The 23029-nt window shown below is 51.7% G+C and carries 21 protein-coding genes, 8 tRNA genes and 1 rRNA gene; 26 read left to right on the forward strand and 4 right to left on the reverse strand.

Annotated features, from left to right (window positions below; genetic code table 11):
* From L6H70_RS22745 to L6H70_RS22830, 18 genes are all read left to right on the forward strand, one after another.
* Positions 1 to 220 (forward strand): 23S ribosomal RNA (locus L6H70_RS22745); the annotation flags it as partial.
* 84 nt (positions 221 to 304) lie between these two features.
* Positions 305 to 396, forward strand: a tRNA-Ser gene (locus tag L6H70_RS22750).
* Positions 397 to 422: 26 nt separating this feature from the next.
* A tRNA-Met gene (locus L6H70_RS22755) sits at positions 423 to 499 on the forward strand.
* Between the two features lie 8 nt (positions 500 to 507).
* Positions 508 to 583, forward strand: a tRNA-Val gene (locus tag L6H70_RS22760).
* A gap of 29 nt (positions 584 to 612) precedes the next feature.
* A tRNA-Thr gene (locus L6H70_RS22765) sits at positions 613 to 688 on the forward strand.
* 16 nt (positions 689 to 704) lie between these two features.
* Positions 705 to 782 (forward strand) — tRNA-Asp (locus L6H70_RS22770).
* Between the two features lie 24 nt (positions 783 to 806).
* A tRNA-Phe gene (locus L6H70_RS22775) sits at positions 807 to 882 on the forward strand.
* A 6-nt stretch (positions 883 to 888) separates the two neighbouring features.
* Positions 889 to 974, forward strand: a tRNA-Tyr gene (locus tag L6H70_RS22780).
* Between the two features lie 7 nt (positions 975 to 981).
* A tRNA-Lys gene (locus tag L6H70_RS22785) sits at positions 982 to 1054 on the forward strand.
* Between the two features lie 145 nt (positions 1055 to 1199).
* The gene (locus tag L6H70_RS22790; protein ID WP_236336444.1) at positions 1200 to 2156 is read left to right on the forward strand and encodes an NAD(P)/FAD-dependent oxidoreductase; all 957 of its coding nucleotides are present in this window, start codon (positions 1200 to 1202) and stop codon (positions 2154 to 2156) included.
* 127 nt (positions 2157 to 2283) lie between these two features.
* Positions 2284 to 3363 (forward strand): PucR family transcriptional regulator, encoded by a 1080-nt coding sequence (locus L6H70_RS22795; protein ID WP_236336445.1) that lies wholly within the window; start codon positions 2284 to 2286, stop codon positions 3361 to 3363.
* Positions 3364 to 3472: 109 nt separating this feature from the next.
* The gene (locus tag L6H70_RS22800) at positions 3473 to 4594 is read left to right on the forward strand and encodes an ABC transporter ATP-binding protein (protein ID WP_236336446.1); all 1122 of its coding nucleotides are present in this window, start codon (positions 3473 to 3475) and stop codon (positions 4592 to 4594) included.
* Between the two features lie 218 nt (positions 4595 to 4812).
* Positions 4813 to 5751 carry an HPr(Ser) kinase/phosphatase gene (hprK, locus tag L6H70_RS22805; protein WP_236336447.1) on the forward strand — a complete coding sequence of 313 codons (939 nt, stop codon included), beginning with the start codon at positions 4813 to 4815 and terminating at the stop codon, positions 5749 to 5751.
* Between the two features lie 12 nt (positions 5752 to 5763).
* Positions 5764 to 6795 carry a prolipoprotein diacylglyceryl transferase gene (gene lgt / locus L6H70_RS22810; RefSeq protein ID WP_236336448.1) on the forward strand — a complete coding sequence of 344 codons (1032 nt, stop codon included), beginning with the start codon at positions 5764 to 5766 and terminating at the stop codon, positions 6793 to 6795.
* Between the two features lie 8 nt (positions 6796 to 6803).
* Positions 6804 to 7460 (forward strand): pyrophosphatase PpaX, encoded by a 657-nt coding sequence (gene ppaX / locus L6H70_RS22815; RefSeq protein ID WP_236336449.1) that lies wholly within the window; start codon positions 6804 to 6806, stop codon positions 7458 to 7460.
* Entirely contained in the window at positions 7457 to 7969 is a 513-nt protein-coding gene (locus L6H70_RS22820; protein ID WP_236336450.1) for an acyltransferase, read from the forward strand. The genes ppaX and L6H70_RS22820 overlap by 4 nt, the downstream gene beginning before the upstream one ends.
* Positions 7970 to 8287: 318 nt before the next feature.
* The gene (locus tag L6H70_RS22825; protein WP_236336451.1) at positions 8288 to 9505 is read left to right on the forward strand and encodes an acyltransferase; all 1218 of its coding nucleotides are present in this window, start codon (positions 8288 to 8290) and stop codon (positions 9503 to 9505) included.
* Positions 9506 to 9593: 88 nt separating this feature from the next.
* Positions 9594 to 10745, forward strand: coding sequence for an acyltransferase (locus L6H70_RS22830; protein WP_236336452.1), 1152 nt, complete (start codon positions 9594 to 9596; stop codon positions 10743 to 10745).
* Between the two features lie 79 nt (positions 10746 to 10824).
* Here the strand turns inward: L6H70_RS22830 and gntK are convergent, their stop codons facing one another.
* The 4 genes from gntK to gnd form a co-directional block, all read right to left on the reverse strand.
* Complete coding sequence (gntK, locus tag L6H70_RS22835) at positions 10825 to 12372, reverse strand: gluconokinase (protein WP_236336453.1); 1548 nt, start codon at positions 12370 to 12372, stop codon at positions 10825 to 10827.
* A 22-nt stretch (positions 12373 to 12394) separates the two neighbouring features.
* Positions 12395 to 13756: a GntT/GntP/DsdX family permease gene (locus L6H70_RS22840; RefSeq protein ID WP_236336454.1), complete on the reverse strand. Its 1362-nt coding sequence runs from the start codon at positions 13754 to 13756 to the stop codon at positions 12395 to 12397.
* 160 nt (positions 13757 to 13916) lie between these two features.
* Positions 13917 to 14588 carry a GntR family transcriptional regulator gene (locus L6H70_RS22845; RefSeq protein WP_236336455.1) on the reverse strand — a complete coding sequence of 224 codons (672 nt, stop codon included), beginning with the start codon at positions 14586 to 14588 and terminating at the stop codon, positions 13917 to 13919.
* 140 nt (positions 14589 to 14728) lie between these two features.
* Positions 14729 to 15628 (reverse strand): phosphogluconate dehydrogenase (NAD(+)-dependent, decarboxylating), encoded by a 900-nt coding sequence (gene gnd, locus L6H70_RS22850; protein ID WP_236336456.1) that lies wholly within the window; start codon positions 15626 to 15628, stop codon positions 14729 to 14731.
* 350 nt (positions 15629 to 15978) lie between these two features.
* Between gnd and L6H70_RS22855 the strand changes: the two genes are divergently transcribed.
* The 8 genes from L6H70_RS22855 to hisIE all read left to right on the forward strand — a co-directional run bounded on the left by L6H70_RS22855 (position 15979) and on the right by hisIE (position 23021).
* The gene (locus tag L6H70_RS22855; RefSeq protein WP_236336457.1) at positions 15979 to 17196 is read left to right on the forward strand and encodes an ATP phosphoribosyltransferase regulatory subunit; all 1218 of its coding nucleotides are present in this window, start codon (positions 15979 to 15981) and stop codon (positions 17194 to 17196) included.
* 103 nt (positions 17197 to 17299) lie between these two features.
* Entirely contained in the window at positions 17300 to 17944 is a 645-nt protein-coding gene (hisG, locus tag L6H70_RS22860; RefSeq protein WP_206102718.1) for an ATP phosphoribosyltransferase, read from the forward strand.
* Positions 17945 to 17991: 47 nt separating this feature from the next.
* Positions 17992 to 19302 carry a histidinol dehydrogenase gene (gene hisD, locus L6H70_RS22865; RefSeq protein ID WP_236336458.1) on the forward strand — a complete coding sequence of 437 codons (1311 nt, stop codon included), beginning with the start codon at positions 17992 to 17994 and terminating at the stop codon, positions 19300 to 19302.
* Positions 19292 to 19903, forward strand: a complete 612-nt coding sequence (gene hisB / locus L6H70_RS22870; protein ID WP_236336459.1) for an imidazoleglycerol-phosphate dehydratase HisB — start codon at positions 19292 to 19294, stop codon at positions 19901 to 19903. Before hisD ends, hisB begins: the two co-directional genes overlap by 11 nt.
* 1 nt (position 19904) lies before the next feature.
* Positions 19905 to 20528 (forward strand): imidazole glycerol phosphate synthase subunit HisH, encoded by a 624-nt coding sequence (gene hisH / locus L6H70_RS22875; RefSeq protein ID WP_236336460.1) that lies wholly within the window; start codon positions 19905 to 19907, stop codon positions 20526 to 20528.
* 41 nt (positions 20529 to 20569) lie between these two features.
* Positions 20570 to 21307, forward strand: a complete 738-nt coding sequence (hisA, locus tag L6H70_RS22880) for a 1-(5-phosphoribosyl)-5-[(5-phosphoribosylamino)methylideneamino]imidazole-4-carboxamide isomerase (RefSeq protein WP_236336461.1) — start codon at positions 20570 to 20572, stop codon at positions 21305 to 21307.
* Between the two features lie 260 nt (positions 21308 to 21567).
* Positions 21568 to 22326, forward strand: coding sequence for an imidazole glycerol phosphate synthase subunit HisF (gene hisF, locus L6H70_RS22885; protein ID WP_236336462.1), 759 nt, complete (start codon positions 21568 to 21570; stop codon positions 22324 to 22326).
* Positions 22323 to 23021, forward strand: coding sequence for a bifunctional phosphoribosyl-AMP cyclohydrolase/phosphoribosyl-ATP diphosphatase HisIE (hisIE, locus tag L6H70_RS22890; protein ID WP_236336463.1), 699 nt, complete (start codon positions 22323 to 22325; stop codon positions 23019 to 23021). The genes hisF and hisIE overlap by 4 nt, the downstream gene beginning before the upstream one ends.
* Positions 23022 to 23029: the final 8 nt, after the last annotated feature.

The following is a 23029-nucleotide window of genomic DNA, read 5'->3' on the forward strand; positions in this document are numbered from 1 at the left end:
TGGACGTACCGCTGGTGCACCAGTTGTTTCGCCAGAAGCATGGCTGGGTAGCTACGTACGGACGGGATAAGCGCTGAAAGCATCTAAGCGTGAAGCCCCCCTCAAGATGAGATTTCCCAATTAGTAAGACCCCTTGAAGACGACGAGGTAGATAGGTTGGAGGTGGAAGTGCAGTAATGCATGGAGCTGACCAATACTAATCGGTCGAGGGCTTATCCAATATTTCGAAGAACGCAGATTTGTTTCGGATTCAGTTTTCAGGAATTAAGGTTCCTGAATGGATTTACATGGCACCATATCGTTTGGAGAGATACCCAAGTGGCTATAAGGGGACCCTCTGCTAAGGGGTTAGACTGCGTAAGCGGTGCGAGGGTTCGAATCCCTCTCTCTCCGCCATTTTAAATCCAAAACCTAATTATTGTGGCGGCGTAGCTCAGCTGGCTAGAGCGTACGGTTCATACCCGTGAGGTCGGGGGTTCGATCCCCTCTGCCGCTACCATATTTCCCGGAGGCTTAGCTCAGCTGGGAGAGCATCTGCCTTACAAGCAGAGGGTCGGGGGTTCGAACCCCTCAGCCTCCACCATTTTCATTATAAGAATATTTTCACACTGTGCCGGTGTAGCTCAATTGGTAGAGCAACTGACTTGTAATCAGTAGGTTGGGGGTTCAAGTCCTCTCGCCGGCACCATTATTTTCACAAATGCGGAACCGTGGTGTAGTTGGCCTAACATGCCTGCCTGTCACGCAGGAGATCGCGGGTTCGAATCCCGTCGGTTCCGCCATTTTATGTTTCAAGGCTTGTTTTTGGCTCGGTAGCTCAGTCGGTAGAGCAAAGGACTGAAAATCCTTGTGTCGGGGGTTCGATTCCCTCCCGCGCCACCATATTACGGAGGCTTAGCGAAGTGGCCAAACGCATCAGACTGTAAATCTGCTCACGTACGTGTTCGGTGGTTCGAATCCATCAGCCTCCACCAGTTTTACGAGCCATTAGCTCAGTTGGTAGAGCACCTGACTTTTAATCAGGGTGTCGAAGGTTCGAGTCCTTCATGGCTCATTCCAAACATAAAGTCATCATCCTCGGATGGTGGCTTTTTTGTGTTTTCAGAACTCAATTTGGCCTATTTGTAGTCATCGAGTTTAAAATTTCTTGCTTCGTTTAATTATAAGTTTATAATGCTGAGCAGAAATGAGTGATCTCTATGATATATGATGCAATTATTGTTGGCGGCGGATTTGCCGGACTTCAGGCGGCGATTCAATTAGGACGGTACTCTGCACATCGGGTGCTGGTAATTGATGCAGGAGGCGGCAGATCAAATCTTTGCCGGACCTATCATAATATACTGGGCTGGCCGGATGGAGTATCGGGTGACGAAATACGTGCAAGAGGCCGGCGGCAGGCTGAAACGGCTGGTGTGGAATTCATCTCAGACAAAGTCGTTAAAGCGGATAAGTATGAACAGCTCTTCCTCTTAACCGGAGAGCGAGGCCGCCAATACGAAAGTAAAACCTTGCTGCTGGCTACAGGGGTAATGGATCGCTTTCCGGAACTGCCGGGACTTGTACCGACACTTGGCAAATCTGTGTATGTCTGTCCTGACTGTGATGGCTTTGAGATTCAAGACCGTCAGACGGTGTTACTGGGTTCTGGTGATGCTGGGGCTAATATGGCATTTATTTTAAGGGAACGTACGGGAGATCTGACCTACATTAATCATGAACATGAGCCCGTGTCTGAGGAGAATCTCACACGCCTCCGGGCAGAGGGTATTATCTATATTGAACAAGCCGCTACCCACATAGTACAAGAGAATGACGGGATGATTAAAGGAGTGGCCTTACAGGATGGCACTCACCTTCCGGCAGAGCGCGGGTTTATTGCGTTTGGGAGAAATGCAGTACATTCTGAGCTTGCCGCTCAGCTTGGGGTCACGCTCCATAAAAACAGACATATTGAGGTAAATAGACGTTCCTTAATGACGAATGTGGAACATTTGTGGGTAGCTGGCGACGTTGCCGTTCATGCGGAGCAAGCTACGGTGGCTATGGGCGAAGGGGCGATAGCGGGGATCTGGATGCATAAGGAGCTGAAAAAGATAAACCCCATAGTATTGCCATTATCTAAGTCCGCAGCTTTGAGTACGGAGAAACGATGATTTTACCAGGGAGAGTCGAGTGTCACTTATCATTCAGATAGGCCTAGCCGCATAATGTTGCAGAATATGATAAAATAGGCGAAAAGAGCAAAAGTGGTGGAGAATGGTGACGATGGATAGTGAGGCATTGCGTCAAAAATTGGAGCAGCTCACCGGAAAGAGAGCCGGAATCAAACAGCTCGGACGGCAGCATTCAGCTTCCCTATTTGGCGTGGGTACGGAAGAGCAGGAGCAGCCTGTTACGCACGATGGTTATCTATGGGTTCCCTTATATGAAAATGAAGGCCGGATCACTGCGGTATGGGTGGAAATGGAGGGCCTTACGGGTCTGGAGCTGCAATTGGTTAATTATGCGGCGCGCAATTATGCCATTGCCCTTAAGGCTACCGGACTAAAAGAAGAAGGCGAGGTAGAAGCCCGGCAGCTAAGCGGCTGGCTTAACTCACAGCTCGAGCAAGAGAAGAATGATGCTGAAATTCCCGATGATATGACGCTTAAGGGCCGCCTATTCGGAGATATGGTCCCCTTTCTGCTGGTCAGTGAGAATGTGCATAATCCGCAGCTGACCTACCGGTCGCTGATGAAGCTGTTGCGCAATTATTTTGAGAATGATATTTTACTTATCCCCCTGCAGGAGAAAGAATGGTTAATTTTAGCCCGTAAGGAACTGCTCACCGGCGGGGATGATAAGGAAGATGAGGAAGAAAGTGAAGATGAGCTCCTGGCTCAGACCAGTATGGGGCTGCACGAACTGATCGCCAGCGAGTGGGTCGGTGTTTTCCATCTGGCTGTGGCACCTGCTATCATCCCGGTAAAAGGTTTGACTGGTTCGGTTGCATTGCTGCGGGAGACGATTGTGCTCGGCCGGATTTTTCAGGTCGGTGAGTATATCCACCTTCCATGGGAGCTGCATATGGAACGACTGATAAACAGTATTCCAGATGAACGGCGCAGACAGCTGCTGGGACAGATCGGTGATTATTCTTCTGTGCTGGCGGATAAGGAAATGCTGCTTACACTGGAGACTTTTTTCGAAATGGACTGTAATGTGAGCGAGACGGCGAAGAAGCTCTACATCCACCGTAATACTCTGCTGTACCGGCTGGATAAGATCAAACAGGAGACCGGGGCCGATGTGCGGAGCTTTGGTGATGCGGCGATTGTGAAATTAGCAATGTTATTGTATAAAGTGACGAAAAGAAAATAGGTTTTTTGTGAACGTTACAAATAGCCAGCACGGCACGTCTGGGGTAAGATAAATGTACAAGAAAGCGATTTATTTTTTATTCTAATTATAAACTCGAGGGGGAAATACAATGGCAGGCGTACGTTTAGAGCATATTTTCAAAAAATACCCGGGTTCAGATAAAGCAACAGTAATGGATATCAATCTTGATATTAAAGATAAGGAATTTCTCGTATTGGTTGGACCTTCCGGTTGCGGTAAATCCACAACACTGCGTATGATCGCAGGCCTGGAAGAAATCTCCGAAGGTAAAATGTACATTGGTGATCGTGTAGTCAATGACGTGGCTCCTAAAGACCGCGATATCGCGATGGTATTCCAATCCTACGCCCTGTACCCGCACATGAGCGTGTACCAAAACATGGCATTCGGCTTGAAACTGCGTAAAGTGAAGAAAGAAGAAATCGACAAGAAAGTGCGCGAAGCAGCTAAGATCCTCGATATCGAGCACTTGCTGGAACGTAAACCTAAGGCTCTGTCCGGTGGTCAACGTCAACGTGTCGCTTTGGGCCGTGCGATCGTCCGCGATCCGCAAGTCTTCCTGATGGATGAGCCTCTTTCCAACTTGGATGCTAAACTTCGTGGTCAAATGCGCGCAGAAATCACTAAACTGGTTAAACGCCTTGAAACCACTTGTATCTATGTAACGCATGACCAGACAGAAGCTATGACGATGGGTGACCGTATCGTAGTTATGTATGACGGTATCATTCAACAGGCTGCTTCCCCTGAAGAACTGTACAATGAGCCTACAAACCTGTTCGTAGCCGGATTTATCGGTTCCCCTACAATGAACTTTATCAACGGTACTTTGTCCGAAGTGAACGGTTCTGTCCGTTTCCGCGCTGAGAACCTTGATGTTGAAGTTCCAGGCGGCAAAGCAACATTGCTTCGCAGCAAAGGTTATATCGGTAAAGATGTGATCATGGGCGTTCGTCCAGAAGATATCCATGAAGAGCCAGTATTCCTGGAAGCTTCCCCGAACACAATCTTCACTTCGCTGGTTGATGTTACAGAAAACCTTGGTCATGAAATGCTCCTTTACTTGAGCGGCCTTGGCGCAAGCACTGTAATTGCCCGTGTAGATGGACGTTCCACTACCCGTGAAGGCAGCAAGCCTAAATTGGCTATCGACATGAACAAAATTCACCTCTTTGATAAAGAGTCTGAACTGAACATTTTGCTGGGATAAGATATACAGCTTTCCCGTTTAGAGAAGCCGCCTGAAAGGGCGGCTTTTTTGTTTGCTTACATCTTCCCGGTGCCACGAGCTAACTGGTATTAAGATTGCATTCATAGACGTTATCAATTAAGATAGCAGGAGAATTACCTACGGATGGGATAGGGAAGAGTTGCTGACCAGACGCGGGAAGGCGGACTAAACCGCAGGTGACGAAAGGAAGAACATACATGGCTAAGAAGGTAAAAGTATCTGAATTAGTACAGCATTTTCAATTAGAAGTGGTTTCCGGGCATGAAGGTCTAAAAAGACCGATTACAGTGGATGACCTGAATCGTCCCGGGCTGGAAATGGCCGGTTATTTCGAATATTATCCTGAAGAACGTGTGCAGCTACTTGGTAAGACAGAGTTGGCGTTCTTTTCTATGCTTCCTGAGGAAGAGCGTAGAAGCCGGATCCGCGGGATTTGTAATGATAATACTCCGTGTATTGTGATTACAAGAGCTTTGGATGTGCCACAGGAGCTGATTGATATCAGCAACGAGAAGGGACTTCCGGTTCTGCGCAGCTCGATGGCTACAACCATTTTTTCCAGTAGATTAACCAGCTTCCTCGAAGGCAGACTTGCTCCTACCGCGACTATTCATGGAGTACTCTGTGATGTATACGGTGTAGGGATGCTGATTACAGGCAGCAGCGGGATTGGTAAAAGTGAAACAGCCCTTGAGCTGGTTAAGCGCGGACACCGCCTGATTGCTGACGATGCGGTGGAGATTCGCCAAACTTCCGACAATCAGCTTCATGGTACAGCACCGGAATTGATCCGCCACCTGCTGGAAATCCGCGGGGTAGGGATTATTAATGTAATGACGCTCTTTGGTGCGGGTGCCATCCGTAACCATAAGCGTATTACGCTCGTTGTACGGCTCGAAGCATGGCAGCAGGACAAACAATACGACCGTCTTGGCCTTGATGAGGAAACTACCCGGATTATCGATACAGATGTTCCTCTTGTAACAATCCCAGTACGGCCGGGACGAAACCTTGCTGTTATTATTGAAGTTGCGGCAATGAACTACCGCTTGAAGCAAATGGGCTTCAACGCAGCTCTACAGTTTACTAATAAACTTACAGCTACCATCTCTGAAGACATGGATGATCTGGACTAGGAGCGTGAGACTATGTTTTTTTCTTTAGCGATTAATCCCATTGTATTCTCCATTGGATCGCTGCCAGTGCATTGGTATGGGCTGATCCTAGGTGTCGGGGCACTCGCAGGATTATTTCTCGCCATCCAGGAAGGAAAGCGATTTAATATTCCACAGGAATTCTTTATGGATCTCCTGCTGCTTGGAGTGCCCTCTGCTATCATTGGCGCCCGGATATATTTTGTAGCTTTTAAATGGGAGGATTATAAGGATAACTTTATTGATGTCTTTAAAATTTGGAATGGCGGGATCGCCATTTATGGCGCATTAATTGGCGCGATTATTTGCGGGATTATCTACTTCCGTTATAAAGGATATCCGTTCTGGCGTATCGTGGATATATGTGCACCTGGCCTGCTCGCAGGACAAATGATTGGCCGCTGGGGCAACTTTGTTAACCAGGAAGCCTACGGTGGTGTTGTGGAGGAATCGTTCCTGCGCGACAAACTGCACTTACCCGACTTTATTGTCAATCAAATGTACATAGGGGATGCCTTTCATCATCCGACATTCCTGTACGAGTCCCTCTGGAGCCTGCTTGGCATTCTCTTGCTGATGGTGCTGCGCCGCCAGAAATTTGTGCGTGCGGGTGAAATCTTCCTGTCTTATTTCATCTGGTATTCCATCGGCCGTTTCTTCATTGAAGCGCTGCGTACGGACAGTCTGGGCTTCAACGGAAGCAGTGGTGTAGCATCGCTCATAAACGGACTGTGGAGTCCGATGAAGTGGATGGGCTTTGAACAGGGTTATCTGGATCCTGCTTATGGCAATATCCGGATCTCCCAGCTGCTGGCGCTGCTCATTATCCTTGTGGCGGTTGTTCTGATTGTCGTACGCAGGGTGACTGGCCAGTCCAGCGCACATTACTCCGATCCTATTGTCAGCACTAAAGCTGCTGCCGCCGATTCGGTTGTGCCGGAACATGCTGTTAATACTCCGCAGAATACTCCACAGGCGGTACAGCCTGAAGAAGAGAAGGCGGAGAATGGAGAACCAAAGGAGTAATTATTGAAATGATTGAATGTGTTCTTTTTGATTTGGATGGAACAATTGTAAATACGAACGAGCTGATCATAGGCTCGTTCATGCATGCCTTGAAGGAGAATAATCTGCCCCCGCTTACCCGGGAGCAGATTATTCCTCATATGGGTACAACACTCCAGCAGCAGCTGAGTGAGTTCTCAGGCATTCTGGAGGATGTCAGTGTCCTTGAGCGGTCTTACCGTGCATATAATAATGCGCATCATGATGAAATGGTTGATTCTTTTCCGCGTGTGAATGAAACGATGGATGAGCTGTCGCGGCGTGGGATTAAGCTGGGGATCGTCACAACAAAGATTCGTCCCACAACGCTTAAGACGCTGGAGAGATTTGATCTGCTGAAGTATATGGAGACCATTGTCACCGTGACCGATGTTGTTCATCCGAAGCCTCATGCGGAGCCTGTGCTAACCGCTATCCGCAATTTGAATGTTGATCCGCGCAAAACCCTTATGGTAGGTGACAGCGTGGTTGATATTCAATCCGCCAAAGCAGCCGGTGTACGTGTGGCGGGAGTCTCCTGGTCACTTAAAGGGGAAGAAACGCTGCGCAAATATGATCCGGAATACATCATTCATGACATGACCGATTTATTGACTATTGTGGAGCAAGGGACGAATGAATCGTGAGAAAAGTAACCCGTTATCCGGTGGAGGGGCATAATTCGCTCTGGTACATTTATCGTACGGTTAGTCCCTGGAAGGGCGTGCGCAATTTTATTTTTATCCAGATTGCCCGCTATTGTCCGATCCTGTCCGTGAAGAACTGGATTTATCGCCGGCTGCTCGGCATGAAGGTGGGCAAGCATACGGCGTTTGGGCTGATGGCGATGGTCGATGTTTTTTTTCCGGAATTGATAACGGTCGGTGAAAATTCTGTAATCGGCTACAATACAACTATTCTCGCTCATGAATACCTTATTAAAGAATACCGTCTCGGTGAGGTCATTATCGGTGAAAATGTGTTGATCGGGGCCAATACGACAATTCTACCCGGTGTAACCATAGGAGACTGGGCAGTTGTGGCCGCAGGCTCAGTGGTGCATAAGGATGTGGCAGCCGGTTCGTTCGTTGGCGGAAATCCGCTTAGGGAAATACGTCCGGCTTCCCCGGAAGATGCGCAGCAGGCTGATGAATGAGAGGAAGTTATTGTAATACCCTGCAGTTTCAGGTTGCGTGTATCGGCGCAGAAGCTGCGGGGTCTTTTTGCGTAAAGGGAATAGGACTGGATTGTTCTTAGGTATTCTTGAGGAATATTAAGAAAACTTTAAGTGCCGCCGGAACCAGAGAAGCGCTATACTTGTAATTAGAATAAGCGCATCATCGGCGTAAGACGATATAGTAATTATCAGAATGAATAATCAGCCAGGTGCAGGCTTCCTGATAGGTTCAGTTTCATGCATTCTGCTCACATGGATCTCTATGAACACATCATAGTAGAGAAGAGGAATTTTATCGTGAAAGCAGCCCGACAGGAACGACTGCCACAGCTCGATATATACCGCGCCTTAGCGATTATGGGAGTTCTGCATGTTCATTCTACATCGTTTGCGGCAGGGGAGCAGGCCCTGAACTCTCCGTACTATTACTGGCTAAACTGGATCAACATCTTTTTTAAATTCGGAACGCCATCCTTTATCTTTCTTAGCAGCTTTGTGCTGTTTTACAATTATTACAGGCGTCCGGTTACCCGGAGTCTGATCGGCAACTTTTACCGGCGCAGGCTGAAGTACATTCTGCTGCCTTATCTGCTGGCATCGCTCGGGTACTATGCACTGACTTTGTATGTAAACGGGGAATTGACGCAGCAACCGCTGGAGAATCTGTCCAGCTTTACGGGAGCGCTGTTTTCGGGCTCGGCGTATGCACATTTGTATTTTGTATTTATCAGCATTCAGTTTTATCTGCTGTTTCCGTTATTGCTGAAGCTGCTGCAGAGTTCAAATTTTTGGGTAAAGTGGGTTTTTCCGCTTGGGCTGGTACTGCAGTGGGGGTTTATCTTGTGGAATAAATACGAGCTGCATATTGTGGAGAAGGGTAGTCTATCGATTTCATATCTGGCTTATTATATGATGGGGGCTTATATTGCGGTTCATTTTGATGAGATTAAGCCGTGGCTGACGAAGCCTTGGAAAGGTCTCGGGGCTATCCATAAACGGCTGACGGTTCTGCTGTTTACTGCATGGCTGGCGGCTGCCTTTATACATGTTCAGCTATGGTATGAAGCCCGCCATTTCGGGAGATGGACGGATTCGCTGTGGTACGAGCTGCTGTGGAATGTGCATACGATGCTGTCAGCGCTTGTGCTGTTGTATGCCGCTTTTTTGATCTCCAGGAAGGCTTCACGCGGGCTGGTTACTGTTCTGACACGGATGGGGGAGCTGTCGTTTGCAATCTATCTGATTCATCCGCTGCTCCTGGCGGTTTACAGAAAACTGCCCCACAGCATCTCCCCGGATTCGTTTACCTATGTGGTGTTTATATATGGGGGACTTCTTGTTGCGGTGACCGGGAGCTGGGTGATTGTGCAGTTCATTTTTCGAAGATTCCAAAAAGCATGGATTATGTTTGGAAGTGTGCCGCGTTCGCTCGCCCCTCAGACCAAGACGATGCCAGGCTACCTTGCAGGAACGGGTCAGACCGAGAGCGGGATGAACGAAAAGCATGGGATCTGAAGCAACAGCACGGTCTACGAAGAATGATGGAAATGATTAATAAGATTATTGGCACTCTAGGATATGGAGCTTAACAGGAGGAACGTTCATGGGAAATAAAGAAAGAATTCCACAGCTGGATATTTTTCGGGCGATTGCAATTTTTGCGGTACTGGCCATTCATGCTACTTCACGCACCCTGGCGGAGACACTGGACACATCCATGTTTCATCCGTTTCTGTTCATCAACAAATTCAGCCAGTTCGCGGTTCCGTCTTTTGTATTCTTAAGCGGATTTGTACTGTTCTATAACTACATAGACCGCCCGCTGAGCGGGAAAACGCTGGGAAAGTTTTATAGCCGAAGGCTGATCTATATTATTGTGCCTTATGTGGTATTTTCGTTCCTGTACTTTATATTAAAAATGACGGCCGGTCATACGTGGGACATGCCGCTGGGCGATATGGCGGCCAAGATGTGGAAGTATCTCTGGACCGGTACGGCGTATACACATCTTTACTACATCATAATCATCATTCAGTTCTATCTGCTGTTCCCGCTCATGCTGTGGTGCCTGCAAAAGGTCCGCCGGCTCGCTGCCTGGGCCCCGGTTATTGGGCTTGCTCTGCAGTGGGGATTCGTCCTGCTGAACAAGTATATGACGAACCACGGGTACTGGCAGCTGTCTAAAGGCAGCCTTGCGATCACCTATTTCTCTTATTTCCTGCTGGGAGCGGCAATTGCTGTCTATTATGGGTCCCTCAAAAAGTGGCTCATCCCGTCCCGCGAGGGCTGGAGATCCGGTAAAGGCGGAGTCTGGATCCTGCTATGGCTGCTATGGGCAGCTGCAGGGATCATTCATGTAGAGCTGTGGTTCAACAACTATACGAAGAAAACGGTCATTAACAGCCTCTGGTATGAGGGGTTCTCTAATCTTCATGCCTTGCTCTCCTGCGTGGTGCTCCTGCAGCTGTCCTTCCTGCTGTATGGTGCGGGACGCAGTCTGCTGACGCGGATGCTAATCTCGATAGGCGCCTGCTCGTTCGGCATTTATCTGCTGCATCCAGCCCTGCTGTTCATATACAGAAAGCTGCCGTTTCACGGCGGTTCGCTGGCCTATACGGCAGCCATTGCCGGGGGCTGGCTGGTTGCCCTGCTGGGATCATGGCTGGTCGTAGCGCTGGTCTTTCGTTATGTGAAGCCGGCCTGGGTGCTGTTCGGTTCTGCCCCGCAGAAGCCAAAAACCAAAGCCATGGTGTAATGAGTTAAATACAAAAGCGCCGAGAGCCTGCAACTGCGGGTTCGTCGGCGCTTTTTGTATATGGGTACAGCACTTCAGCTTATTCTCCGGCTTGCCCGCGCTGGAACTCTGCAATGGCTGCATATTGGCTCTCCAGGCTGCGGAAAACGGAAATAAAGATGGGCAGCAGCTGCTTATAGACTTTGGCGTGTGCTTCAACCGGCTGGTGTCGGTGGGTGGAGCCGATCATCTCAAATACGATATCGAAGGAGCTGGTCCGTCCGGTTGCGTATAGACCAAGCACGACTGCTCCGAGGCAGGAGCTCTCGATGCTCTCGGGGATGATAACCTCCTGATCAAAAATATCTGCCATCATCTGCCGCCACAGGGATGAGCGGGCAAAACCGCCGGTGGCCAGTATTTTGCCCGGACGCCCGATCCGCTCCTCCATAGCCAGCAGCACGGTGTACATATTGAAGATAACACCTTCCAGCACAGAGCGGATCATATGCTCCTTCCGGTGGGTCATGCTCAGTCCAAAGAAGGAGCCGCGGGCATCCGGATTCCACAGCGGAGCACGCTCACCGGTCAGATACGGATGGAACAGCAGGCCGTTGCTCCCCGGAGGCACCTGTTCGGCAATACGTGTCAGAACTTCATAGGGATCAATCCCGAGGCGCTTCGCGGTCTCCACCTCAGAGGCGGCGAATTCATCCCGTACCCAGCGGAACAGCATACCGCCATTGTTCACCGGTCCGCCGATCACCCAGTGGTTCTCGGTCAGGGCGTAGCAGAAGATCCGGCCCTTGGGGTCGGTCAGCGGACGGTCGACCACGGTGCGGATTGCACCACTAGTGCCGATGGTGGCCGCCACGACACCTGGCTGGATGGCGCCTACGCCGAGATTGGAGAGCACGCCGTCGCTGGCTCCCACAACGAAGGGCGTTGAGGCCAGCAGTCCAAGCTGTTCTGCAAAGCCCGGCAGCAGCCCCTGGATAACCTGAGTAGTGGGGACAGGCTTCGAGAGGTGTTCAGCCGTAATGCCGGCAATGCGCAGGGCTTCCTCATCCCAGGCCAGCTTCTCCAAGTTGAACATGCCTGTGGAAGAGGCGATCGAATGGTCAATAATGTATTCACCAAACAGCCGGGCGAAGACGTATTCCTTGATGGAAATAAATTTATACGTCTGCCGGAACAGATCCGGCTGCTCCTCACCCAGCCACATCAACTTGGTGATAGGTGACATGGGATGAATGGGCGTTCCCGTGCGCAGGTACAGTTCATGTCCGCCCAGTTCATTTTTCAGGCGGGCTGCTGAGGCGCTGCTCCGGTTGTCGGCCCAGGTAATACAGGCGGTGAGAGGCTTGCCTGCAGCATCAACAGCAATTACGCTGTGCATGGCTGAGCTGAACGAGAGGAACAGCAGCTCATCCGGCTGGATGCTGCTGGTTTGCATCACCGTTGCTATCGTATGGATAACTGCGTTCAGAATCTGTTCCGGATCTTGCTCAGCGACTGAAGGTGAAGGCTGATGCAGGGGATATCCTACATTTGCCTGAGTGACGATGCTTCCATTCTCCTTGAAGAGAACGGCCTTGGTGCTTGTAGTTCCAATATCAACGCCGATCATATAGGATGTACTCAACATGCAACCCTTCTTTCAGTTGTAATTAGACAAAGACACTTAATATCATAATGAAAACCAGACCTACTACGGATAGAAGAGTCTCCATTACTGTCCACGTCTTCAGTGTTTGCACTACGGACATTCCGAAGAATTCCTTGATCATCCAGAAGCCGGCATCATTGACATGTGAAAGTACCAGTGAACCGGCACCTGTAGCCAGCACTACGAGCTCGATATTTACGCCAGTGCTTATGGCCAGTACCGGTGCAACAATGCCTGCAGCTGTTGTCATGGCTACTGTAGCGGAGCCTGTGGCCACACGGATCAGTGCAGCTACCAGCCAGGCAAAGAATATAATATTCACATGGGATTGTGTAGCAACAGCTGCGATCGCGCCTCCGACTCCGCTGTCGATCAGCACCTGCTTAAAGGCACCGCCGCCTCCGATGATGAGGATGATGGACGCTGTCGGTGCAAGACACTCGCTGGTAAACCGTGAGATATCTTCTTTCTTGAAGCCGCGGGCAAACCCCAGCGAAAAGAAGGAAAAGACCGCTGCGATGAGCAGGGCGATAACCTCATGCCCAATAAACTTAGCGAAGGGTGTAAAGGCATGAACGCCGGACGGATCAAGGATATCCGCAACTGAACCCATCAGCATAAGAATAACAGGCAACAGGATGGTCAGCAGCGTAATGGCGAAGCCGGGCAGTTCCCGGACACTTTTGGCCGCGAATTGTTCAGCCAGCTCTGTGGGAGGGGTCACCTGGATGCGTTTTCCTATAAATTTGCCGAACAGCGGTCCTGCAATAATGGCCGTAGGCAAACCGACAAGGATAGAATATAAAATCGTTTTACCCAAATTTGCATTGTAGGCACCAATAGCGATCATGGGCGCCGGATGCGGCGGAACGAGTCCGTGGACGGTCGACAGACCGGCAAGAATTGGAATTCCGATCTGCAGGAGCGGCATCTTGGTTTTGCGGGCCACCATGAACACCACAGGGATAAGCAGGATTACGCCGACTTCAAAAAATACGGGAATCCCGACAACGAATCCTACCAGCATCATTGCCCAGTGAACATTTTTCTCCCCGAAACGGTCCACCAGTGTGTTAGCGATACGTTCAGCACCGCCGGATTCGGCCATCATTTTTCCCAGCATCGTCCCGAGACCGATTACAATGGCAATTGTTCCAAGAGTACCGCCCAAACCGCCCGTGACCGATTTGATCAGTGTCTGATATTCCATTCCTGCGAGCAGGCCTAGGACCAGTGCAGAGAGAAGCAGCGTGACAAAAGGATTCCATTTGTATCTGGCGATAAGCATAACCAGAAAAACAATGACAAGCAATGTCCAAAAGAGCAACGTTGCGTTGTGGCTAAGTCCAAGCAAATTTTGCATAGTAAACGATGCCTCCATTTAGGTGGATTCTTGGGAAATAGTTATTGCTTATAACATAACCTGCTAAAGTGTTTTCCATAAACGAAATTCCAGTATACTTGTCGACAAGTTGTGGCGGAAAAAGAGAGCATCGTCCAGCCCCCTTGTGGCATCAGCCTGCTTAGGGCAGGCTGCGGATCAGCGTTTCTCCCGAGTCGGCAAAATAGGCCTGAACGACCTTGCGGATGGTCTCTGCATTTCCGGAACGCAGGGCTTCCACTACCGTCCGGTGTTTATCAGCTACCCAATTCATCCGTTCTTCCCCGTTGTCGAACCCCTTTTCGGTGGTAATTAGGATGACGGTCATGACGATATGACGAATACTCTTCCACAAATGCAGTATCCGGGTGTGTTTGGCTTCAGTGACAATAGCTTCGTGGAAAGAAAAATCCTGGTACGCAAACTCGACAAAATCATTGTGTTTAACAGCCAGCTTCATCTTGTCGATGATTTGTTCGAGCTGTTGGATCAGCCCTTCGTGATTCCCTTCAGCCAGTCTCTGCTGGGCAAAGCTTTCAATAAGATACCGCACATCGTACAGTTCCTCAACATCTTTGAGATTAAGGCCGATAACAATAGCCCCCATTCGTTCAAGACGGATTAAGCCTTCAATGGATAACGATTTAAGCGCTTCCCGGACTGGGGAGCGGCTGGTACCGAAGTCTGCTGCGATCCGGTTCTCAGAAAGGACTTCTCCAGGTTTAATTTTCTCATCTATAATTTGCAGCCTAAGTTCACAGGCAATCGCTTCTCCGAGAGAAGCTCCTTGCAGCCAGGCGGAAGGGTATTGCATTATAAACGACTCCTCTATGCAGGATTGAATAGTATGCTAGTTGTGGTACTTTAACAATTTTAGCATACAATCTCCGCAGGGTCATCGCTTTAAAATGCTTTGGCACCGGCGCCTGGGACCAGGACTATGCGCAGTACTGCTTAGCTGTCCTGTACAACGGCATGGCCGCCAAACTCATTGCGGAGTGCGGCAACAACCTTACCGTGAAAAGTATCCTCCTCAAGAGACCGGTAACGCATCAGCAGGGACAGGGCGATAACCGGAGTGCTGGCCTGCAGGTCAAGCGCAGTCTGTACGGTCCATTTGCCTTCCCCTGAGCTCTGCATCACCCCACGGATTCCCGCCAGCTGCGGGTCTTTGGCAAAAGCATTTTGTGTAAGCTCCATGAGCCAGCCGCGGATGACAGAGCCGTTAGACCACAGGCGGGCAACGTTCTCATAGTTGAAGTCAAAGCTGCTTTTCTCAAGCAGCTCGAAACCTTCGGCAATGGACTGCATCATGCCGTATTCGATGCCGTTATGAATCATCTTCAGGAAATGTCCGCTCCCGGATTCTCCGGCATACAGATAACCCTGGTCCACTGCAAGATCGCGGAATAAAGGCTCAATTGTCGCAAAGACCTCCTGATTACCGCCAATCATGAAGCAGGCTCCGTGCTCAGCCCCGCTGGTTCCGCCGGAAGTACCGGCATCGAAGAAGTGAATGCCGCGTTCCTTCAGTTTCTCCGCACGCTCCGCAGAGTCTTTATAATGGGAGTTTCCGCCTTCTATGATAATATCACCCGCCTCCAGCAGACCTGAGAGCTTATCTGTTACGCTTTCAACAACAGCGCCGGCGGGGACCATAATCCAGATGATCCGGGGATGCTTCAGCTTCATAACCAGTTCTTCAATGGAAGAAGCAGGCTGTGCACCCAGCCCGGCTAATTGTTCGCCCCTCTGCGGATTGATATCGCTTACAACTACCTCGTGTCCATGGCTCAGCAGGTTTACAACCAGATTGAAGCCCATCTTGCCAAGTCCGATCATTCCTAATTTCATAGCTTCTTCACTCCTCAATCAGAATTTGGATGGCGCCAGTTGTATACTTGTATACAACTTTTCTTGTATCTTACTTCGATTCTTATTCATTTGTAAAGAGTAAATTTGTAAGCGATTTTATTTTCGTGAGGGTCTGGTGTACCATAAGGGAAAGAGCAGGGATCTTTATTAACAATGTAGAACGTTCATCTTATATGGCAATAAATGCTATGCTGTTGTAGGGGGGATTATTGACGTAAAAGGACCGTCCGTGATACGATATTGCCACTGCTTTACTTTACTACCACTTTACCATAGTAAAGTGTAATATATATTTGTTCTTATGCTATCTGACGAGGTGACTAATGAAGATGTCCAAGCCGAAGGGATTTGAAAAGCCGGCCGGTGTGCGCGACTATCTCCCGCGCGCAGTGACGAAGCTGCGCAAGATCGAGAATGATGTGCTGCACTGTATGAGCCGCTGGGGATATAAGCAGGTGATTACCCCTACACTGGAATATTACGATACGGTTGGTGTGGCCAGCTCCACATCCGACCAAAAACTTTATAAACTGCTCAATAACCGGGGGCAAGCTTTGGTGCTGCGTTCTGAAATGACTGCCCCGGTGGCCCGTGTAGTCTCCTCTTTATTGAAGGATGAACCTCTGCCGCTGCGCCTGTCTTACCATGCCAATGTCTTCCGGGCGATTGAAGAGGAAGCGGGAAGGGAAGCAGAGTTCTTCCAGACCGGGGTGGAGCTTGTCGGCGACGACTCTCCCGAGGCCGATGCCGAGGTCGTAGCGCTGGCTATATCCTCGCTGCAGGCTGCCGGTGTGAAGTCTTTCAAGATCGCCATGGGCCATGTGGGCTTCCTCGACGGATTGTTCCAGGAGGCGGTTCCCGGTCTGCCAGAGGTTCAGGAGGAATTGAAGAACCATCTGCTGGGCCGGGATTATGTGGCCTTCCGCGATACGCTGCGGCGGCTTGAACTGCCGGAGGCACAGAAGAGTGAACTGTACGGGCTGCTTCGCCTGCGCGGCGGCAAGGAGATTTGCGGACAGGCTCTGGAGCTCAGCAGCCATCCGCTGGCCCGTACCTCCATTGAGCATCTGTGCAAGGTATGGGAAGTGCTGGTATCCTACGGGGTGTCCCAGCATGTGCTGATTGACCTGACGATGGTCGGAGACTTTTCTTATTATACAGGCATGACTTTTGAGGGCTATGCCTCCGAACTCGGCTTTCCGGTATGCAGCGGAGGCCGGTACGACAATCTGCTGCAGCAATTCGGGCGGCCGACACCTTCAACCGGCTTTTCCCTCAAGACCAACCGGATTCTGGACGGAGTGTCCGGAATGCCGGAAGAGGAGGAGTTACCGGTCCTGATTCAATACGATGCGCTGCGGCGCACCGAAGGGCTGGAGGAAGCGGCACGGCTGCGGTCGGAAGGCCACATTGTCGTAACGAGACTGGCGGCGGGGCCGGAAGACCTTAAGACCGTGAAGCGGCTGGACCCCGGGACTGTGGAAGCAGATGGCGAAGAGTACGGAGAAATTTATACATTCGTGTCATTTGTCAGCGAGCATGGCTGAGAATGGGTTAAGAATGATTGATAATAAAGTGTGTGATAGATGGAAGCTGCGGAGAAGATGAGTTCATCTCAGCAGGGCGGATATGAAACGGAGGTTAACTACAATGGCGCAAATACTCAAGGTAGCCATGCCGAAAGGCCGGATTTACAATAAAGCGGCAGATCTGTTCCGCCAGGCGGGATTACCGATTCCTGCGGATGGCGAGGAATCACGAAAGCTGGTGATTTCACTGCCGGAAGCGGGCATGGAGTTTATTCTGGCTAAGCCGGTGGATGTGCCTACTTATGTGGAGTACGGCGTAGCGGATATCGGGATTGTCGGCAAGGATGTGCTGCTGGAAGAGGACCGCGATGTGTATGAGCTGCTTGATCTGGGCATCGCGCGCTGCCGGATGTCTATTATCGGCCTGCCCAACTGGCAGCCGGGCATTCAGCAGCGGGTGGCTACCAAATATCCGAATGTCGCCTCACGGTATTTCCGTGAGCAGGGCCAGCAGGTGGAGGTCGTGAAGCTGAACGGCTCGATCGAGCTTGCACCGCTGATCGGCCTGGCTGACCGCATTGTGGACATGGTGGAGACTGGACAGACACTGAAGGATAACGGTCTGGTGGAGATGGAGAGCATCTTTGAGATCACCAGCCGGCTGGTGGCCAACCGTGTAAGCTACCGGATGAAGAATGCAGAAATCCAGCAGCTGTGCGACCGTCTGCAGGCGGTTATCGGCGAGCCGGGATTGCAGTTGAGATAAATAGGGACAGCCATAAACAGCTGAGGTTGTAAAAGGGGGAAGCAGCGGTGAAGGTACAATCGAGCAAGGATTTCAAGCTGCAGCGGGAAGTGGAATACGGAACGCCGGAGCAGAATGAAACGGTAAAACAAATCGTAGCTGATATCAAAACAGAAGGCGACGCTGCGCTGCTCCGTTATACGGAGCGGTTTGACCGCACGACGCTTACAGCATCGGAACTGCGGGTGACCCAAGAAGAACTCCAGGCTGCTTACAGCCGGGTGGAGGATTCGTTCGTCACTGCGATCCGCGCTGCTGCAGCCAATATCCGGGCGTTTCATGCCCGGCAGAAACGCAGCTCCTGGATGGATCTGCAGCCGGACGGCACGATCCTCGGACAGATCATCCGCCCGCTTAAGCGGGTGGGCGTCTATGTTCCCGGCGGCACGGCGGCTTACCCGTCTTCCGTGCTGATGAACGTCATCCCGGCGCAGATTGCCGGTGTACCGGAGATTGTGATGGTCACCCCGCCGGCTACCGGCGGCAAGGTGGGCATCGATCCTTACATCCTCGTTGCCGCCGCGGAGGCAGGCGTGAGCGAGATTTACCGGGTGGGCGGCGCTCAGGCGGTCGCCGCACTCGCCTTCGGCACGGAATCCATCGCGCCGGTCGATAAGATTTGCGGGCCGGGCAACATCTACGTGGCCCTGGCCAAACGCGAGGTCTACGGCGCTGTCGATATCGACAGCATCGCCGGACCGAGCGAGATCGTCGTGCTCGCCGACGATACCGCGGAGCCGGCCTACATCGCGGCCGACCTGCTCTCCCAGGCCGAGCATGATACCATGGCCTCGGCCATCCTGGTGACGCCATCGCAGAGCCTGGCGGACACCGTGGCTGCCGAAGTAGAACGGCAGCTGCAGGAACTTCCGCGCGAAGCGGTAGCACGCGCCTCCGTCGAGAACCACGGCGCGATTATCGTCGTGGAATCGCTGCAGGAAGGCATCGCTGTCGTCAACCGGCTGGCGCCGGAGCATCTGGAGATTGTAGCGGAGGATCCGATGGGATTGCTCGGCAGCATCGAGAATGCCGGAGCCATCTTCCTCGGTCCCTACAGCTCGGAGCCGGTCGGCGATTATTTTGCCGGACCGAATCATATTATACCGACCAACGGCACGGCACGTTTCTCGTCACCGGTCGATGTGGATGATTTTATTAAGAAATCAAGCCTGATCTATTACAGCAAGGAAGCGCTCCTGCGCGACGGGGAGACGATTATGGAGCTGGCCAGACGAGAAGGCCTTGAGGGCCATGCCCGGGCGATTCAAATCAGACTGGAGAACGAAGCGAAGGGTGGAGCAGAAGAAGATGGAGAATAACAACAACGAGCTGGCAGAACGCAAAGCCGGCCTTAGCCGCAAAACCAATGAAACGGATATTACCCTCTCTCTCGGCGTAGATGGAAGCGGCATTTCCGAGCTGGAGACGGATGTGCCTTTTCTGAACCATATGCTGGATTTGTTCGCAAAGCACGGCCAATTCGACCTTTCGGTACAGGCGCGGGGCGATATAGATATTGATGATCACCACACCGTAGAAGATATCGGAATCTGTCTGGGACAGGCGCTGCGTGAAGCGCTGGGTGATAAAAAAGGTATCAAGCGTTATGCGAGTGTGTTCATTCCGATGGATGAGGCGCTGGCTCAGGTGGTTATCGACATCAGTAACCGCCCGCATTTTGAATACCGGGCTGAGTATCCATCCCAGCAGGTGGGCAGCTTCTCCACAGAGCTCGTGCATGAGTTTCTGTGGAAGTTCGCGCTGGAGGCGCGGATTACGCTGCACGTGATTGTGCACTACGGCTCCAATACCCATCATATGATTGAAGCGGTATTCAAGGCGCTCGGCCGGGCGCTGGATGAAGCGACACTGATTGATCCGCGTGTAAAGGGTGTGCCTTCTACGAAGGGAGTGCTGTAGCATGACCGTTGCAATCGTCGATTACGGCATGGGCAACCTGCATAGCGTCAGCAAAGCAGTGGAGCGGCTCGGTTATGAGAGCCTGGTAACGGGCGATCCGAAAGAGATTTTTGCAGCTGACAGTGTCATTCTGCCCGGAGTCGGCGCGTTTGGCGATGCAATGGATCAGCTGCGCAGCAGCGGTCTCGATGTTATAGTCAAGGAAGCCGCTGCCGGCGGCCAGCCATTGCTGGGTATCTGCCTCGGGATGCAGCTGCTGTTCAGCAGCAGTGAGGAGCACGGCGAGCACACCGGACTGGACATCCTGCCCGGCTCGGTCGTGCGGTTTGCCCCCCGGGACGGCTACAAGGTGCCGCATATGGGCTGGAACAAGCTGAGCTTCCTGCAGCCGCAGAGTCCGCTGCTTACCAATCTCACAGAGGGACATGTGTATTTCGTCCACTCTTATCACGTGCAGATGGGGCAAGCAAGCGATTTGCTCGCTGTTACAGATTACGGGCATCCGGTAACGGCGGTGGTCGGACGGGATAATGTCTTCGGAATGCAGTTTCATCCGGAGAAGAGCGGGGAATTGGGCATAAAACTGCTGGGCAATTTTTTGCAGCTGAAGCGAGAGCGGGCGTAAGCCCGCTATAAATATATTGTAGGGAAAGCGGGGAACATCAGATGTCTTCATTTATCGTTTATCCGGCGATTGATATCCGGGATGGAAAATGTGTAAGACTGCAGCAGGGCGATTACGCCCAGGAGACTATATACAACGACAGCCCGGTGCAGGTGGCTAAATCGTGGGAAGAGCAGGGCGGCCAGTTCATCCATCTCGTTGATTTGGACGGAGCGAAGGCCGGACATCCGGTCAATGATGCCATCATCGGCGCCATCGCCAAAAACGCGAGTGTTCCCGTGCAGGTCGGCGGCGGGCTGCGTACGCTGGCTGATGTGGAGAAGCTGCTGGGCCTTGGCGTCAGCCGGGTGATTATCGGGACGGCGGCTATCAATGACCATGCCTTTACGGAGGCCGTGCTGGCCAAATACGGCGATAAAGTGGCTATCGGCATTGATGCAAGGAACGGCTATGTGGCTACGCACGGCTGGCTGAATACCTCTGAAGTGCGCGCAGAGGATTTAGCGAAGGAGCTCGCGGCCAAGGGTGCAGAAACGTTCATCTATACAGATATCTCCCGCGACGGCATGATGCAGGGTCCGAACATAGAGGGGATCCTCTCGATGGCCGCTGCGAGCGGACGGACGGTTATCGCCTCCGGTGGTGTGACCAGCCTGGATGATCTGCTGCGGCTTAATGTACATAGCGGCAGCGGTATTGGCGGAGCAATTGTCGGCAAGGCGCTGTATACCAGCAATATTAAGCTTACCGAAGCGCTGTCGGCGCTGGGGCAGAAATAGCTGAGTCAACCGGACATACTTGTACCTAGATAAAGGTTCAGCATGAAACGCTGCAGTAAAGCGTGTTCCCGTAGGGAACGAAAGCGCTCCATGCTCGAGCAGGTAGACCCATGCAGCGATTACTGCTTCTACGCCCCCTTCCGGGTGTCCAGAGGGCCGGGGCCCTTGGGGTCCCCCTTGGCTAAGGGGGATTTAGGGGGATCGAAAAGCTTTTGTATGAAAAGGTTTTAAATTTGAAAAGCCTCTGGAGGTGTTGCTAGATGTTAGCCAAACGCATCATTCCCTGTCTGGATGTGAAGGACGGGCGGGTAGTCAAGGGCGTGAATTTCGTTAATCTGCGTGATGCCGGGGACCCGGTGGAGCTGGCGGCGCTGTATGACCGCGAAGGTGCCGATGAACTGGTGTTTCTGGATATTTCCGCTTCGGTGGAAGGGCGGGCTACGATGGTAGAGGTGGTCCGGCAGACTGCCGGTGAGATCGCGATTCCCTTTACCGTTGGCGGCGGAATATCGACAGTGGACGATATGAAGCGGATTCTGCGCGCCGGTGCGGATAAAATCGGCATCAACACGGCCGCAGTTAATAATCCCCAGCTTATTCTGGAAGGCGCGCGCCGCTTCGGCTCCCAGTGTATTGTAGTGGCAATGGATGCCAAATATAATGAGGCATGGGGCGAATGGGAAGTGTACACGCACGGAGGACGTAAGCCGACGGGGATCCGGGCTCTGGCCTGGGCCAAAGAAGCGGAAACCATGGGTGCCGGTGAGATCCTGCTGACCAGCATGGATGCTGACGGGACCAAGGACGGCTTCGACTTGAAGCTTACAGCTGCTGTAAGTGATCTTCTGAGCATCCCTGTAATCGCCTCGGGCGGTGCCGGGAACATTGACCATTTTTACGATGTATTTACTAAGGGCAAAGCCGATGCCGGACTGGCGGCTACGATTTTTCATTATAAAGAGATCGCCATTCATGATCTGAAGGCAGATTTGAAGTCTAAAGGGGTAGAAATCCGATGAGCCAAGAACAAGAAGACATTATCCAAGGTATACGCTGGAATGAATCGGGACTGCTGCCTGCCGTGGTACAGGATGCACGCAGCCTGGAGGTCCTTATGTTTGCTTATATGAATCCGGAGTCGCTGCGGCTCTCGCTGGAAAGCGGCCAGACATGGTTCTGGAGCCGTTCGCGCAGCGAGCTGTGGCATAAAGGCGGAACCTCCGGCAACACCCAGGCAATTACTTCTATCCATTATGATTGCGACAGTGATACCCTGCTTGTGAAGGTGCTGCCGGAGGGTCCGGCCTGCCATACAGGGGAGAATACATGCTTTTACCGCGAGATCCCGCTTAGCCCGGCAGTAGCGGCGCAAGGGGCGGAACCAGCCCGGACCGCAGCCGAACCGGCTGACGAAGGACGATTCGCTGTATTGGGCGAGCTGGAACGGGTCATTGCCGAGCGGGAAATCGAGCGTCCAGAGGGCGCCTATACAACCTATCTGTTTGATAAAGGTGTAGACAAAATTCTGAAAAAGGTGGGCGAAGAAGCGTCTGAAACGATTATCGCCGCCAAAAATAAAGACAACGCCGAGCTGCGCCTGGAGGTCAGTGACCTGATCTATCACCTGCTCGTGCTGCTTCAGGAGCGCAAGCTCCCGCTGGATGAGATTATGGAAGAGCTGAGTGCCCGCCACGAACGGCCGCGCCGCGACTAGAAGGGAGC

Origin of the sequence: Paenibacillus auburnensis, assembly GCF_927798115.1 — a bacterium.
Classification (GTDB): domain Bacteria; phylum Bacillota; class Bacilli; order Paenibacillales; family Paenibacillaceae; genus Paenibacillus_AQ; species Paenibacillus_AQ auburnensis.

What these genes read in the sequence shown, in the direction of transcription:
- L6H70_RS22790 (WP_236336444.1), top strand. Translation starts at nt 1,200, where the DNA reads ATGATATATGATGCAATTATTGTTGGCGGCGGATTTGCCGGACTTCAG.
- L6H70_RS22800 (WP_236336446.1), top strand. Translation starts at nt 3,473, where the DNA reads ATGGCAGGCGTACGTTTAGAGCATATTTTCAAAAAATACCCGGGTTCA.
- hprK (WP_236336447.1), top strand. Translation starts at nt 4,813, where the DNA reads ATGGCTAAGAAGGTAAAAGTATCTGAATTAGTACAGCATTTTCAATTA.
- lgt (WP_236336448.1), top strand. Translation starts at nt 5,764, where the DNA reads ATGTTTTTTTCTTTAGCGATTAATCCCATTGTATTCTCCATTGGATCG.
- ppaX (WP_236336449.1), top strand. Translation starts at nt 6,804, where the DNA reads ATGATTGAATGTGTTCTTTTTGATTTGGATGGAACAATTGTAAATACG.
- L6H70_RS22830 (WP_236336452.1), top strand. Translation starts at nt 9,594, where the DNA reads ATGGGAAATAAAGAAAGAATTCCACAGCTGGATATTTTTCGGGCGATT.
- gntK (WP_236336453.1), bottom strand. Translation starts at nt 12,372, where the DNA reads ATGTTGAGTACATCCTATATGATCGGCGTTGATATTGGAACTACAAGC.
- L6H70_RS22840 (WP_236336454.1), bottom strand. Translation starts at nt 13,756, where the DNA reads ATGCAAAATTTGCTTGGACTTAGCCACAACGCAACGTTGCTCTTTTGG.
- L6H70_RS22845 (WP_236336455.1), bottom strand. Translation starts at nt 14,588, where the DNA reads ATGCAATACCCTTCCGCCTGGCTGCAAGGAGCTTCTCTCGGAGAAGCG.
- gnd (WP_236336456.1), bottom strand. Translation starts at nt 15,628, where the DNA reads ATGAAATTAGGAATGATCGGACTTGGCAAGATGGGCTTCAATCTGGTT.
- L6H70_RS22855 (WP_236336457.1), top strand. Translation starts at nt 15,979, where the DNA reads ATGTCCAAGCCGAAGGGATTTGAAAAGCCGGCCGGTGTGCGCGACTAT.
- hisG (WP_206102718.1), top strand. Translation starts at nt 17,300, where the DNA reads ATGGCGCAAATACTCAAGGTAGCCATGCCGAAAGGCCGGATTTACAAT.
- hisB (WP_236336459.1), top strand. Translation starts at nt 19,292, where the DNA reads ATGGAGAATAACAACAACGAGCTGGCAGAACGCAAAGCCGGCCTTAGC.
- hisH (WP_236336460.1), top strand. Translation starts at nt 19,905, where the DNA reads ATGACCGTTGCAATCGTCGATTACGGCATGGGCAACCTGCATAGCGTC.
- hisA (WP_236336461.1), top strand. Translation starts at nt 20,570, where the DNA reads ATGTCTTCATTTATCGTTTATCCGGCGATTGATATCCGGGATGGAAAA.
- hisF (WP_236336462.1), top strand. Translation starts at nt 21,568, where the DNA reads ATGTTAGCCAAACGCATCATTCCCTGTCTGGATGTGAAGGACGGGCGG.
- hisIE (WP_236336463.1), top strand. Translation starts at nt 22,323, where the DNA reads ATGAGCCAAGAACAAGAAGACATTATCCAAGGTATACGCTGGAATGAA.